We start from the raw sequence: 14,260 nt of genomic DNA, 5'->3' as shown, positions 1-14,260 counted from the left end.
CCCACCGCCCACCGGCTCAGGGCGCGCCGGGAGGGGGCCTGAGGCGGGCCAGACCGTCGTAGGCGAGGTCCACCAGGTGAGCGGCGACCTGCTCCTTGCCGGGGGAGCGGCGCTCCAGCCACCACTGACCGACGAGGGCGACCATCCCGACCAGCGCCTGGCTGTGCAGCTCGGCCAGCTCCGGGTCCTGGCCGCGGACGCTGAACTGCGCGCCGAGGACGTGCTCGACCTTGCGGGCGACCTCGCCGATCAGGGATGCGCAGCCGTCGGGCGAGCCGCCGGCCGGGGAGTCGCGGGTGAGCACCCGGAAGCCGTCGGTGTCCTCCTCGATGTAGTCCAGCAGCACGAGGGCGGCGCGCTCCAGCAGCTCGCGCGGCGAGCCGCCGGCGGCCAGCGCGGCGGTGAACCGGTCGAGCAGCCGCTGCATCTCCCGGTCGACGACGAGGGTGTAGAGACCCTCCTTGCCGCCGAAGTGCTCGTACACCACCGGCTTGCTCACGTCGGCGCGGGCGGCGAGCTCCTCGATGGAGGTGCCGTCGTAACCCCGCTGGGCGAACACCTCCCGGCCGACGTCGAGCAGCTGCTGGCGTCGCTGCGCACCGGTCATCCGCACCCGGGGCCGGCCCGCGCCGCCGGGCACGGCGCCTGTCGTGCCCCGCCCCCGTCCAGCGGCTCGCCCCGAGCCTGCGAAGGGTGAGGGGGACGGGGTGCTGCTCAGGACGCGGCCGTCGCCGCGGTGCGGCGCTTGGCCGCCAGCCGGACCGGGTCGGGCCACTTGACGCCGTGCGCCCAGCCGAGCTTCTCGAACACCCAGATCACCCGCGCGCTGATGTCGATCTGCCCGCGCAGGACGCCGTGCCGGGCGCAGGTCGGGTCGGCGTGGTGCAGGTTGTGCCAGGACTCGCCGGCGCTGAGGATCGCCAGCGGCCAGAAGTTGGTGGCGCGGTCCCGCGAGACGAACGGCCGGTCGCCGACGACGTGGCACACCGAGTTGATGGACCAGGTCACGTGGTGCAGCAGCGCGACCCGCACCAGGCCGGCCCAGAAGAACGCCGTCCAGGCGCCGGTCCAGCTCGCCGTGACCAGGCCGCCGATGACGGCCGGCAGCGCCAGGCTGAGGAAGGCCCACACGGTGAACAGCCGGCTGGTGCGGCGCAGCCCGGTGTCCTTGAGCAGGTCGGGGGCGTAGCGCTCGGCGTTGGTCTGCCGGCGGTCGAACAGCCAGCCCAGGTGGGCGTGCCACATGCCCTTGAGCAGTGCGCGGGCGTCGGTGCCGTACCGCCAGGGCGAGTGCGGGTCGCCCTCGCGGTCGGAGAAGGCGTGGTGGCGGCGGTGGTCGGCCACCCACTGCACGACCGGTCCCTGGATGGCCATGCAGCCGACGACGGCCAGCGCGATCCGCAGCGGCCGGGCGGCCTTGAACGAGCCGTGGGTGAAGTACCGGTGGTAGCCGACGGTGATCCCCAGCAGGGTGAGGGAGTAGAAGCCCACGGCCAGTCCGACGTCGAGCCAGGACAGCCCCCAGCCCCAGACGGCGGGGACGACGGCGGCGAGGGCGAGGAACGGCACGACGACGAAGACGTAGAGCGTGACCTGCTCCAGCACCCCCTTCTCCTTGCCGAAGGCGTTCGCCGGGAGCCCGGCATCGGGGACGGCCGGCCGGAGGACCGGGGCGGTGGGCCGGGTGGGAGCAGGAGCGGACAAGCGGCCTCCAGGTCGCGTCGTGCGGTCCGGCGAGGCCGCCGTACCGGTACGTAAGCTACGTCACCGTAGGGAGCCCCGCCCGCCGGGCCGGGGCGCGGGGCGCCGTGGCTCCCGGGGCGGACGCCTAGGCTCTCGGGGGACGCCGGACCGGCGTCCGCGCGACCGCAGTGGGGGATGGGGTAATCGGCAGCCCGCCGGCCTTTGGAGCCGGGAAGTCTCGGTTCGAGTCCGAGTCCCCCAGCCACGACAGACGCCCGAGGCCGAGGAGATCCGTGTCCGTTCTGCAGCCGTCCGGTTCCGCCCCCGAGGGCGGCATCGCCGCCGTCGTCGTCCTCGCCGCCGGGCAGGGCACCCGCATGAGGTCCGCGACGCCGAAGGTGCTGCACGCGCTCGGCGGGCGCAGCATGCTCGGCCACGTGCTGGCCGCGACCACGCCGCTGGCCGCCCGGCACACCCTCGTGGTGGTCGGCGCAGGCCGGGAGGCCGTGGAGGAGCACCTGGCGCAGGTCGCCCCCGGCGCGCGGCCGGTGCTGCAGGAGGAGCAGCGCGGGTCCGGGCACGCCGCGGCGGTCGCGCTGGCCGCCGTCCCCGACCTCGAGGGCCCGGTGCTGCTGGTCAACGGCGACGCCCCGCTGCTGCGCCCCGAGACGGTCACCTCGCTGGTCGACGTGCACCGGGCGGCGGGCAACGTGCTGACCGTGCTGACCGCCGAGGTCGACGACCCGACCGGCCTGGGCCGGATCGTGCGGGATGCCGACGGCGCCGTCCGGGCCATCGTCGAGGAGCGCGACGCCACCGACGAGCAGCGCGCCGTCCGCGAGGTCAACGCCGGCGTCTACGTCGGCGAGGCCGCCGCGCTGCGCCGGGCGCTGGGCTCCCTCGGCGAGGACAACGACCAGGGCGAGCAGTACCTCACCGACGTCCTCGGCCTGCTGGTCGCCGAGGGCGCCCCCGTGGGCGGCGCCCCCGCCGACGACCCGGTCGACGTCCTGGGCTGCAACGACCGCCGCGAGCTCGCCGCCCGCCGCCGCGTCCTCAACGACCGCGTCCTCGACGAGCTGATGCGCTCCGGCGTCACCGTCGTCGACCCGGCCACCACCTGGGTCGACGTCACCGTCACCGTCGCGCCCGACGCGCTGCTCGAGCCCGGCGTCCACCTCCGGGGGTCGACGTCGGTCGCTCCCGGCGCCGTCGTCGGGCCGGACACCACGCTCGTCGACACCACCGTCGAGGAGGAGGCGAGCGTGGTGCGCTCGCACGTCCTCGGCGCGGTCGTCGGCCCGCGCGCCACCGTCGGACCGTTCAGCTACCTGCGTCCGGGCTCGCGGCTGTCGGCCGGGACCAAGGTCGGGGCCTTCGTCGAGACCAAGAACGTGCAGCTCGGCGAGGGATCCAAGGTGCCGCACCTGTCCTACGTCGGGGACGCCACCATCGGCCGCGGCTCGAACATCGGGGCGGCGACGGTGTTCGTGAACTACGACGGCGTCGAGAAGCACCGCACCGAGGTCGGGGACCACGTCCGCATCGGCTCGGACACCATGCTCGTGGCGCCGGTCACCGTCGGGGACGGCGCCTACACCGCGGCCGGCTCGGTCATCACCACCGACGTCCCCCCAGGTGCGATGGGCGTCGCGAGGGCGCGTCAGCGCAATGTGGCAGGCTGGGTGAAGCGGCGCCGTCCCGGGACGGCTGCCGCGAGGGCCGCCGAGGCGGCCGAGGATGCAGGGGGCGAGGCGGCGGCCGACACTCGCGCGGAGGCGTCCGAGTAGGGCCCGTCGGTCGCCCGACAGACGCGACGAGCAGGGGTGGACGAGCCGATGAGCGCGATCCGGCAGACGACCAGCAAGAGCCTGATGCTCTTCTCCGGCCGGGCCTACCCCGAGCTGACGGAGGAGATCGCCGGGCACCTCGGCGTGACTCCGACGCCCACCGCGTCCTACGAGTTCGCCAACGGCGAGCTGTTCGTCCGCTTCGAGGAGTCCGTCCGCGGCTGCGACGCGTTCATCGTCCAGAGCCACACCGCGCCGATCAACACCTGGCTGATGGAACAGCTGCTCATGGTCGACGCCGCCAAGCGCGCGTCGGCCAAGCGGATCACCGTCGTCGCCCCGTTCTTCCCCTACGCCCGTCAGGACAAGAAGCACCGCGGACGCGAGCCCATCTCCGCCCGCCTGGTCGCCGACATGTTCAAGACCGCTGGCGCCGACCGGCTGATGACGGTCGACCTGCACACCGCGCAGATCCAGGGCTTCTTCGACGGCCCCGTCGACCACCTCTTCGCTCTCGACCTGCTCGTCGAGCACGTCAAGGAGCGCTGGGGCGACCGCGAGATCACCGTGGTGTCGCCGGACTCGGGGCGGGTGCGCGTCTCCGAGCGGTGGAGCGACAAGCTCGGCGGCGTCCCGCTGGCCTTCATCCACAAGACCCGCGACCCGATGAAACCCAACGAGGTCGTCGCCAACCGGGTCGTCGGCGAGGTGGAGGGCCGGGTCTGCATCCTGGTCGACGACATGATCGACACCGGCGGCACCATCGTGAAGGCCGCCGAGACGCTGTTCGACGCCGGTGCCGCTGACGTCATCGTCTGCGCCACCCACGGCGTCCTCTCCGGCCCGGCGGTCGACCGGCTGAAGAACAGCCGCGTCAGCGAGGTCATCGTGACCAACACGTTGCCCATCGAGCCGGCCCGCCAGTTCGACAAGCTCACCGTCCTCTCCATCGCCCCGCTGCTCGCCCGGGCGATCAAGGAGGTCTTCGAGGACGGCTCCGTGACGAGCCTCTTCGGCGGCGCGTCTTAACTGTCGACCTACCGGCCGACACCGCGGCCACGTGCCGTCCCCGGCCTGCGCTGAGCCGTTCCCACGTCCTCCCTCGGGGACCCTCCGGGCCCCGCTCGGCAGGCCGGCCTCGCAGGGCGGCTCCCGTCCCAGCCTCTTCGTCCCCCGTCCCGTCCGTCCTCGGGGGAACCCTCCGGGCCCCCGCTCGGACGGACCGCTGCGTGCCTGCCGCGGCTCCTCGGGTATCTTCAAGGCGTTGCCCGGCGAGGGAGACGGTCCGCCGTACTCCGTGATCGACGTGCGTGTGCCCTCCAGGGGTGTGCCGCGCCGTGTGCCGGCCACCGACCCGGATCCACCTCCCCGAGGAGCACACCACCGTGGCTGACTTCCGCCTCGTCGCCGAGGCCCGCACCGAGTTCGGCAAGGGCAGCGCCCGCCGCACCCGCCGGGCCGGCCGCATCCCCGCCGTCCTCTACGGGCACGGCCAGGACGTCGTGCACCTGTCCCTGCCGGCCCGCGAGTTCGCCGCGGTGCTGCGCAACGGCGGCAGCAACGCCCTGATCACCGTCGTCCTCGACGGCGAGGAGCAGCTGGCGCTGACCAAGTCCGTCCAGCGCGACCCGCTGACCCGTGTCCACGAGCACGTCGACCTGCTCCTGGTGCGCCGCGGCGAGCGGACCACCGTCGACGTGCCGATCGTCGTCGTGGGTGAGCCTGGCGTCGACGCCATCCCGAACCACCAGCTGAACACCGTCTCGATCGAGGCGGACGCCACGAACCTGCCCGACACCCTCGAGGTCGACGTGACCGGCCGGACCGCCGGTCAGAACATCACCGCGGCCGACGTCGTGCTGCCGCGCGGCGCGACGCTGGTCACCGACCCCGAGGCCCTGGTCATCGGCTTCCTGGGTGCCCCGACCGCCGAGGCCCTCGAGGCCGAGCTCGCCGAGGCCGAGGCCGAGGCCGGCATCGAGCGCGAGGAGTCCGCGCCCGCCGAGGAGGGCACCGGTCAGGGTGACGTCGTCTCCGAGCCGCAGGACCAGGGCAGCGGGGAGTCGATGGAGTCGGCCGAGAAGGGCTGAGGCCGACCCTGAGCGAGAACACCACCCGCAGGGGCGCCGGCGACGCCGGCGCCCCTGCGGCCGTGTCCGAGGGACCCTTCCTCGTCGTCGGGCTGGGCAACCCCGGGCCGTCCTACGCCGGCAACCGGCACAACGTCGGCGCGATGGTGCTCGACGAGCTCGCCGCGCGCGCCGGCGTGCGGCTCTCCCCCGGGAAGGGCAAGCGGGCGCGGACGCTGATCGGTGAGGGCCGGCTGGCCGGCCGCCGCGTCGTGCTGGCGCGCCCCACGAGCTACATGAACGAGTCCGGCGGCCCCGTCCGCGGCCTGCTCGACTACCACTCCATCCCCGCCACCGACCTCGTGGTGCTGCACGACGAGCTCGACATCCCCTTCGCCGGCGTGCGGCTCAAGCGCGGCGGCGGCGAGGGCGGCCACAACGGGTTGCGGTCGATCTCCCGTGCCACCGGCACCAGGGACTACCTCCGGGTGCGCGTCGGCATCGGCCGCCCGCCCGGCCGCCAGGACCCGGCCGACTTCGTGCTCAAGGACTTCTCGGCCACCGAGCGCAAGGAACTGGACCTGCTGGTCGCCGAGGCCGCCGACGCCACCGAGGAGCTCCTGGCGCTGGGCCTCGAGGCCGCGCAGAACGTGGTCCACCCGCGCAGCTGACCCCGCCACGGGTGGGTGAGTCGCCGTCCCCAACGGGTGAAGGCGTCCCCTCCGCATTGACCCGCTCGTGACCGGCTGTGATCGTTCTTGCGACATCGGGCGCTCGTCCCGGGCGAACCCCCTGGTGGCAGGCGGGTGGTGGTCCTGGCGCGAGCGGCGCCGATCACACGTTGTCACGCGTGTCCGGGGGGAACCGTGCTGCTCGACCACTCCGCCGTCCGTCTCGGGACGGCGTCCCGCACTCTCGCGGATCCGCCGTCCACCGTGCTCCGGCCCCGCCCGCGGGCCGGCAGGGCGCCCTGGGCCGGGCGGTACTCGCGCGTCCTCACCGCCTTCGAGGTGGTGGCCGCCGCGGTGGCCGGGGCCTGCGTCCTCGGCACGCACCCGGGGGCATCGCCGACCACCTCGCTGTTCTGGGCGAGCGTCGGTCTCGTCCTCGCCTGGCCGGTCCTGCTGCACACCACCGGCGCCCACGCCGAGCGGGTCTTCGGCACCGGCAGCGACGAGTACCGCGCCGTCGGCAGGGCCGGCTTCCTGCTCCTGGCTCTGGCCGGCTTCGCCTCCTACGCCGCCGAGCTGGACCTCAGCCGGGCCCTGGTCGTCGGCGCCGTCCCCGCGCTCGCCGTGGGCACCCTGGTGGGGCGGTTCGCCGCCCGCTGCGCGCTGCGCGGCCTGCGCGCCCAGGGCCGGTGCACCAAGCGGGTCGTCGTCGTGGGTCGCGGCACCGCCGCCCTCGAGCTGGTCGACCGGCTGCGGCGCGAGCAGTTCGCCGGCCTGGAGGTCGTCGCCGCCTGTGTCACCCCCGACGACCGCGACCGGGTGGCCCACGCCGCCGGCGTCCCCGTCGGTGGGCTGGACGACGTCCTGACGCTGGCCGGGCAGCTCGACGCGGACACCATAGCGGTCACCTCCGCCAGCGAGACGGCGTCGCAGTACCTGCGCTCGCTGTCCTGGCAGCTGGAGGGCACCGGCATCGAGCTGCTGGTGGCCCCCGGCCTCGTCGAGGTCGCCGGGCCACGGCTGCACATCCGGCCGTTCGAGGGGCTGCCGCTGCTGTCGGTGGAGCAGCCGCGCTTCGAGGGTTGGCAGCGCGTCGTCAAGGGCGGCCTGGACCGGGTGGTGGCCGCCCTGGCGCTGCTGCTGCTCGCTCCGGTGCTGCTGTCCGTCGCCGCCGCCGTCAAGGTCACCAGCCCGGGCCCGGTCCTCTACCGCCAGGAGCGGGTGGGCGTGAACGGGCAGGCCTTCACGATGCTGAAGTTCCGCAGCATGGTGGTCGACGCCGACCGCCAGGTCGACGCCCTGCGGGCGCAGAACATCTCCGACGGCCTGCTGTTCAAGATGCGCGTGGACCCGCGGGTGACCCCGGTCGGCCGGGTGCTGCGCCGGCTGTCGCTGGACGAGCTGCCGCAGCTGCTCAACGTCCTCGGGGGTTCCATGTCGCTGGTCGGCCCGCGGCCGCCGCTGCCGGGCGAGGTCGCCCGCTACGACACGTCCGTCAGCCGCCGGCTGCTGGTCAAGCCCGGGCTCACCGGCCTGTGGCAGATCTCCGGTCGCTCCGACCTGTCGTGGCACGAGTCGGTCCGCCTGGACCTGCGCTACGTCGAGAACTGGTCGCTGGCGATGGACCTGCTCATCCTCGTGAAGACCTTCCGCGCCGTCGTCAGCAGCTCCGGGGCCTACTGAGCGTCGGAGGAGGCCGGGCGCCCGCACCCGACCCCGGTCGGTGCGGGCGCCCGGCTCCGTGCTGTCCGGGGCCGGACCCCCGGCCGGCCCCGGTGACGCGGCCGGTGGCCGGGTCCTGGCCGGAGGCGCAGCCGGCGTCGAGGTCTCCGGGCCGACCGGTGCACCGTCCGTGACGGGTCGGTGGCCTCGCCCCGGGCACCGGGGCCGGGTCGGGCACGTGCGGGCAGGGGTGGGGTCGAGGGCGCCGGCGCACCCGGCGCTCCTCGGACCGTAGCCGACGGGGAACGGCGTCAGGGCGCCGTCGTCGGGCCGGTGGTCGTCGACCGAGGCCTCCACCGCAGCACGTCGTCGGGATCGAGCGCAGGACCAGCAGGCCGCCTGGCTGCCGAGCTCGACGCACGCCTCACGCAGGTCGTGGTCCCGGCGGCGCGACACGGGGGACGGTGCCGTCGCTCGGCGCCTCGTGGTCGTCCGAGGTGGCGGTGCCGGTGTCGCCCGACGAGCACCGCGGGCAGCTGACGGCTCGGGGCCCTCGCTGCGCGGCCCGGAGCCCGCAGCCATGCGCGTGCGGCCCCGGCTAGTCGCTGAACGGCTCCCACGAGGCGCCGAGCCGGCAGGCCGGGCACCGCAGCCGCCGGCTGCCGTGCGGCGGCGGTCACCGACCCGCCGTTCCGCGGCGCGCCGAGCGACGCCGAAGACGTCGGTAGCCGCCGGCGCGGTCGTCCACCTGGACGTGCCCCGTGCCCGCCTCCGGCAGGAGCCCCCGGCGCCCAACCCGGCGACCCCCACGGTCGTGCGGGCCGCGGGGACGTCGAGACGTACCCGCGGCCCGGCGCTCGGCGCCGAGGTGGCCCGGAGGCGGGCTCGTCGTCAGCCGGCCGCCGGTGACGTCCGCGTGGCCGAGCCGGTCAGGCGGCCGGGCGCAGTGCCACCAGCCAGCCACCGACGGCGGTCGCCTTCGGCAGGCGCCAGGTGGCGCTGCCGCTGGGCCCCGCGGTGGCCGTCGCGCGCGAGGCCAGCTCGGCGGCCTGGGCCCCGCTGCTCTCCCCGAGCTCGGTCCACCCGGCCGGCGGCTCGATGCCGGCCGCCGAGCTGTCCAGCCCGATGCCCCCGACCAGCATGGCGCCGGGCGTGACGGTGGTGACCCCGGGGAGGGTCAGGCTGCTCGCGGTGAACGTGCGGTCGACCGCGGTCACCGGCGCGGTGTCGAGGGGAGCGGTCGGGTCGACCCCGCGGAAGCTGCCCACGACGGCGCCCCACTTCTGGGCTGCCGACAGCCGCCAGGTGTAGGACGCCGGCTCGGCGGCCGCGCTGGTCACCACGTGCGAGTAGACGAAGACGCGTGCTCCGCCGCCGATGGAGACCGGGCCGGTGAGCACCGGCGTCCAGCCGGCCGGGGCGCTGCTGACGGTCGGGGCGTTGTCCGTGGTGACCTGGGCGATCAGGACGTCGCCGTCGGCGATCCCGGCCGGGCGGGGCACCGTCACGTCCGGCACCGCGGTCAGCGACACCGCCGTCCCCGACGGCCCGGCCGTCACCGCGCCACCCGCCGGTGGCGGCGGGGTGCCCGTGTCCGTCACCGTGATGGTCGCGGTGGCCGGCGCGCTGGTCCCGGTGGCGTTGGCGGCGGTCAGGGTCACCGTGTAGGTGCCCGGCGCGGTGTAGGTGTGCGCCGGGTTCTGCGTGCCGGCGGTCGTGCCGTCGCCGAGGTCCCACGTCCAGGAGGTGGGGGCGCCGGTCGAGGTGTCGGTGAACTGCACCGCCAGCGGCGCCGGCCCACCGGTCGCCGAGGTGGTGAAGGACGCCGTCGGCGCCACCGGACCCGGCGGCGGAGCCGGAGGACCGGACGCCGGACGCAGGGCCCGCAGCCAGCCGCCGGAGGAGGTGCCCTTGCCCAGGGTCCAGGTCGCCGAGCCGGTGGCGCCGGGCGTGGCCACGGCGCGAGAGGCCAGCTCGGACACCTGGGCGCCGTTGCTGTCCCAGGCCTCGGTCCACCCGGACGGCGGGGTCACCGCGGTCTCCGAGCTGTCCAGCCCGACCCCGCCGACGAGCATCGCGCCGGCCGTCGTCGTGGTCACGCCGGGGACGGCGAGGCTCGCGGTCGTGTACCCGGTCTGCACGGCGGTGCTGGCCGCCGTGTCGAAGGGCGTGGTGGTGTCCACCCCGGAGAAGGCGGTCATCCCGGCGTTCCACTTCTGCGCGGCCGAGAGCTGCCACGTGTAGCTCGCCGGCTCGGCCGCCGCGTCGGTCACCACGTGGGAGTAGGCGAACACGCGGGCGCCCGTGTGCACGGCGATCGGGGAGACCACCGCCGTCCAGCCCGCCGGTGCCGACGCCATCGCCGGCGCACCGTTGGCGGTGATCTGCGCGACCAGGACGTCACCGGTGGCCACGCCCGCCGGGCGGGGCACGGCGACGGCGGTGGTCGCCGTCAGCCCGACCGCGGTCGTCGACGCGCCCACCGTGATGCCCGCCGGCCGCGGCGGCGGAGGCGCCGTCACGGTCACCGTCGCGGTGGCCGGGGCGCTGTCGCCGAGGGCGTTGGTGGCGGTCAGCCGGACCGTGTAGGTGCCCGGCGCGGTGTAGGTGTGCGCCGGGTTCTGCGTGCCGGCGGTCGTGCCGTCGCCGAGGTCCCACGTCCAGGAGGTGGGGGCGCCGGTCGAGGTGTCGGTGAACTGCACCGCCAGGGGCGCCTGCCCCTCGGTCGCCGAGGTGGTGAAGGACGCCGTCGGGGGCGCGGGCCTCGGGCGCAGCGCGCGGGCCCAGCCGCCCGCGGCCGTCGCCCGGCTCAGGGTCCAGGTGAGGTCCCCGGCCGGGCCGGGCGCGGAGGTCTGGCGGGAGGCCATCTCCGACACCTGGCCCCCGGTGCTCTCCCAGGCCTCGGTCCACGCGCCGGGCGGGGTGACGCCGGTCGTGAGGTTGTCCAGGCCGAGACCGCCGACGAGCAGGGCGCCGTCGGTGACGGTGGTCGGACCGGGCACGGTGAGCTGGGTGGCCGCGTAGGTGGTGTCGACGGCGGTGCTCAGCGGGGTGTCGAAGGGGGCGGCGGGGTCGGCCCCTTCGAAGGCGGTCATGCCACCGCCCCACCGCTGGGCCGCGGACAGCGTCCACGTCGCGGTGGCCGGTTCGGTGGCCGGGTCACCGACGACCCGGTGGTAGGCGAACACCCGGGCGCCGCTGCCGAGGGCGAGCGGTCGGGTCAGGAGCGCCGTCCAGCCGCTGGGGACGCCGGCCATGGTGGGCGCGCCGTCCGCGGTGACCTGGGCGACCAGCACGGTGCCGGCGGTCACGCCCGCGGGCAGCGGGATCGTCACCTCGGTGCCGGCCGTCGTCGCGGCCGCGGTGGTCGACGCACCGGCCGTGACGACGCCGCTCGCGGTCGCCGCGGCGGTCACCGCGACGGTGGCGGTGGCCGGGGTGCTCGAACCGGTCGCGTTGGTGGCGGTCAGCCGGACCGTGTAGGTGCCCGGGGCGGCGTAGGTGTGCGCCGGGCTCTGGGTGGTGGCGGTGGTGCCGTCGCCGAAGTCCCACGTCCAGGAGGTGGGGGCGCCGCTCGAGGTGTCGGTGAACTGCACCGGCAGCGGTGCCGCCCCGGACGTCGTCGAGGTCGTGAACGACGCGACGGGGGCCACCGGTGCCGCCGGCTGGGCGGCGAGGTCGGCGTGCCAGTAGCGCTGGGTGGCCTTGTTGCTGGCCAGGACGACGATCCCGCTGGCCGAGGTCACGCTCTGCTTCGTGCCGGTGACGTCGTTCATGGTGGCCGAGGCCACGTCGCGGATGACCGGGGTGCCGCGCCCGGCGGCGAAGACCGGATCGGCCATCGGTGCGGTCTTGTCGTAGATGGTGCCGGGAGCGCCGGCGAAGGGGCACCCGCCGCTGGTGGGTGCCGTGGCCAGCACGTGGACGGTCTGGTGCTGCTCGTCCAGGATCAGCAGCGGCCGGGTGTGGCAGTCGGCCAGGGTGCCCACCGTCGTGGCGGACCAGGCACCCGTGCCGGGCTTGAAGCTCAGCAGGCGGATCTGCGGGTCGGTCGGCACGGCCGTCGGCTCGCCGTCCAGGCTGGTCTTGACCACCGCGAACACCCGACCGGACGTGTCGGCCTGCACCGCCTTGATGTTGAGGTGGTCGTCGGCCTGCTTGTTCCCCCGGACGGCCGGGCTGCCCCGCCAGGAGGTGCGGGAGGTGCCGTCGTCGTGGACCGCCCAGTACACGGTCCCGTCCAGCTGGTTGCTCCACAGCAGCCCGATCCGGTTGCGGCCGAAGGCCACCACGCTGGAGATGTCGTCCTGCGACACGGTCGACCCGGCCACCGGGACGACGAACGGCGTCCCCCAGCTGCTGTCGCTGCCGGTGGTGGAGTTGACGTGCACCGCGCTCGTGTAGCCGCCGCCCGCGGCCGCGCTGACCTGCGTCCAGGTGGCCCAGAGGGTGCCGGTGGAGTCCTTGTCGATGGTCAGGGACTCGCTCGAGTACTGGGTGATCGCGACGGGGAAGCCGGCGTCGAGCGTGTACCCGCGGTCGGCGGACCAGCTGTACCGGTAGAGCCGCGCCGGGTTGCCCGGCTGGGACGGGGTGGCGCTCGTGTCGCTGGAGAGGCTCACCACGTGCGACGCGACGTACAGGTGCGTGCCGTCCCACAGCACGTCGGCCAGCGTGTTCGGCCGGTCGTCGATCTGCACGCCGGTGTCCACCCACTGCTGCGTGGAGCGGTCCAGCCGGAAGACGTGCCAGGTCCCGGAGACGGTGTCGAACATGTCCGCCCACCACGAGCCCTGGGCGAACCAGAGCTTGCTCTGTGGCTTGTCGGACGTGGGCACGTGGGAGACGCCGGCGTAGGACGGTCCCTGGTGGCCGAAGTCGCCTGTAGCTGCGGCGGCCCGGTCGGGGCCGACGACCAGGCCGCCGACGGCCAGGAGGGCGGCGAGGACGACCAGGACGAGACTGCGTGTGGCACGCACGAGCGTTGTTCCCCCGTTGTTGCACTGACCCGTGCGCGACGTCCCTCGAGGGCGTCCCGCTCCGTCGGATGACCTTGTCCGGCCAAGCTATGTGACGCAGCGTGAGCGTCGCGTCCCCCGGCGAGGTGACACCCGGTCGTCCCCCCGAGCTGCGACCGCCGTCCTTCCCCGCAGCCTCACGGGGAGTTCCACCTGCAGGCGGAGGGAGCCGGCTGCTCAGAGGTCGAGGACCGCCAGCATCGCCTCGGCGATCGCGGCATGGCCCGCGTCGTTGGGGTGGAACTGGTCGCGGACCCCTCCACCCGGGACCGGCGAACCCTCGGGCCCGCGCAGCGTCTCGTCGACGTAGAGCTGGCTCAGCGGGACGACGACGCCGCCGTGCTCGGCGCAGACCGGCCGCAGCTCCCGGTCGAGGGCCGTCGCGAGCTCCGGGCCGTTCCAGACGCCGTCGCACACCAGCGCGGCGTCGGGAGCCAGCGCGCGGACGCCGTCGAGCAGCGCGGCGTAGTCCTCGCCGAACCGGGCCGCCGTCAGGGCGACCGAGTCGTTGGCGCCGACCTCGACGAGGACCAGGTCGAACGGCCCGGCCACCCCGGGCAGGTCCTCCGTGGCCTCGGCCGCGCTCCAGCCGGGGCCGCCGACGGTGGCGACCTCCACCGGCCCACGGGCCGAGAGCGCGGCCGTGACGCGTGCCCGGTAGGTCAGGCTCTCGTCACTGGCGAAGGACCCCCACATCAGGGAGTCCCCGATGAAGAGCACCCGGAGGGGGCGGTCGGCCGGCCACGGCAGCGGGACCGCCGTCGGACGGGCGGGAGCGGCGGGCGGTGCCGCGGTGGGCTCCGTGGCCTCCGCGCTCGGGACGGCGCCCGGCGCGAGGGCCGACGGCCCGACGGCGACCAGTCCGGCCAGGCACAGCGCCATGGCGACGAGGGCCCAGGCCGGCGGCCGCTCCCACCTCCCGCTGCCGGAGCCGCGGATCCGACCGCCGGGCGTCGCGGATCGGGTGCGCATCAGTCGGTCCGTCGGCCGAGGGCGCGGTAGGTCCAGCCGGCGGCGGTCCAGGCCTCCCGGTCCAGGGCGTTGCGGCCGTCGAGGACCCGCTTGCCGGCCACGACCTGCCCGAAGGCGACCGGGTCCAGGTCGCGGTACTGCCGCCACTCGGTGAGCACCAGCACCGCGTCGGCCCGGTGCGCGGCCTGCTCGGGGGTGGGCGCGTAGTCCAGCTGCGGCCAGGACCGGCGGGCGTTGTCGATCGCGGCCGGATCGGTGACGCACACCACCGCGCCCTGCAGTTGCAGCTGGGCGGCGACGTTGAGCGCCGGGGAGTCGCGGATGTCGTCGGAGTCGGGCTTGAACGCCGCGCCGAGCACGGCGATGTGCTTGCCCAGCAGCGAGCCGTCGCAGAC

At 75.1% G+C, this 14,260-nt stretch carries 10 protein-coding genes and 1 tRNA gene; 6 read left to right on the top strand and 5 right to left on the bottom strand.

Features of this window, described 5'->3' with window-relative positions; translation table 11 throughout:
- Positions 1 to 16: 16 nt before the first annotated feature.
- Together BMW27_RS12100 and BMW27_RS12095 are read right to left on the bottom strand one after the other, a co-directional pair.
- Positions 17 to 640 carry a TetR/AcrR family transcriptional regulator gene (locus tag BMW27_RS12100; RefSeq protein WP_091444390.1) on the bottom strand — a complete coding sequence of 208 codons (624 nt, stop codon included), beginning with the start codon at positions 638 to 640 and terminating at the stop codon, positions 17 to 19.
- A gap of 74 nt (positions 641 to 714) precedes the next feature.
- Positions 715 to 1,704: an acyl-CoA desaturase gene (locus tag BMW27_RS12095; RefSeq protein ID WP_091444387.1), complete on the bottom strand. Its 990-nt coding sequence runs from the start codon at positions 1,702 to 1,704 to the stop codon at positions 715 to 717.
- Between the two features lie 168 nt (positions 1,705 to 1,872).
- Here BMW27_RS12095 and BMW27_RS12090 point away from each other — a divergent pair.
- The 6 genes from BMW27_RS12090 to BMW27_RS12065 all read left to right on the top strand — a co-directional run bounded on the left by BMW27_RS12090 (position 1,873) and on the right by BMW27_RS12065 (position 7,896).
- Positions 1,873 to 1,948 (top strand) — tRNA-Gln (locus BMW27_RS12090).
- A gap of 28 nt (positions 1,949 to 1,976) precedes the next feature.
- Complete coding sequence (gene glmU, locus BMW27_RS12085) at positions 1,977 to 3,473, top strand: bifunctional UDP-N-acetylglucosamine diphosphorylase/glucosamine-1-phosphate N-acetyltransferase GlmU (RefSeq protein ID WP_091444384.1); 1,497 nt, start codon at positions 1,977 to 1,979, stop codon at positions 3,471 to 3,473.
- A 48-nt stretch (positions 3,474 to 3,521) separates the two neighbouring features.
- Positions 3,522 to 4,502: a ribose-phosphate diphosphokinase gene (locus BMW27_RS12080; protein WP_091445125.1), complete on the top strand. Its 981-nt coding sequence runs from the start codon at positions 3,522 to 3,524 to the stop codon at positions 4,500 to 4,502.
- Positions 4,503 to 4,858: 356 nt separating this feature from the next.
- A complete protein-coding gene (locus BMW27_RS12075; RefSeq protein ID WP_091445124.1) occupies positions 4,859 to 5,563 on the top strand; it encodes a 50S ribosomal protein L25/general stress protein Ctc in 705 nt (234 codons plus the stop codon).
- A 62-nt stretch (positions 5,564 to 5,625) separates the two neighbouring features.
- On the top strand, positions 5,626 to 6,213 hold the full coding sequence (gene pth, locus BMW27_RS12070) for an aminoacyl-tRNA hydrolase (protein ID WP_091444380.1): 588 nt from the start codon (positions 5,626 to 5,628) through the stop codon (positions 6,211 to 6,213).
- A 264-nt stretch (positions 6,214 to 6,477) separates the two neighbouring features.
- On the top strand, positions 6,478 to 7,896 hold the full coding sequence (locus BMW27_RS12065) for a sugar transferase (RefSeq protein ID WP_245743515.1): 1,419 nt from the start codon (positions 6,478 to 6,480) through the stop codon (positions 7,894 to 7,896).
- A 908-nt stretch (positions 7,897 to 8,804) separates the two neighbouring features.
- Here the strand turns inward: BMW27_RS12065 and BMW27_RS23715 are convergent.
- The 3 genes from BMW27_RS23715 to BMW27_RS12045 form a co-directional block, all read right to left on the bottom strand.
- Positions 8,805 to 12,854, bottom strand: coding sequence for a PKD domain-containing protein (locus BMW27_RS23715; protein ID WP_091444371.1), 4,050 nt, complete (start codon positions 12,852 to 12,854; stop codon positions 8,805 to 8,807).
- Positions 12,855 to 13,070: 216 nt separating this feature from the next.
- Positions 13,071 to 13,865 carry an SGNH/GDSL hydrolase family protein gene (locus tag BMW27_RS12050; RefSeq protein WP_091444367.1) on the bottom strand — a complete coding sequence of 265 codons (795 nt, stop codon included), beginning with the start codon at positions 13,863 to 13,865 and terminating at the stop codon, positions 13,071 to 13,073.
- Positions 13,865 to 14,260, bottom strand: a 396-nt coding sequence (locus BMW27_RS12045; protein WP_281244756.1) for a UDP binding domain-containing protein, incomplete at its 5' end; no start/stop codon positions are given. The genes BMW27_RS12045 and BMW27_RS12050, both read right to left, overlap by 1 nt.

The sequence above is a fragment of the Geodermatophilus poikilotrophus genome, from assembly GCF_900111455.1.
Lineage (GTDB): Bacteria > Actinomycetota > Actinomycetes > Mycobacteriales > Geodermatophilaceae > Geodermatophilus > Geodermatophilus poikilotrophus.
This window is presented reverse-complemented; position numbering and strand designations above follow the sequence as displayed.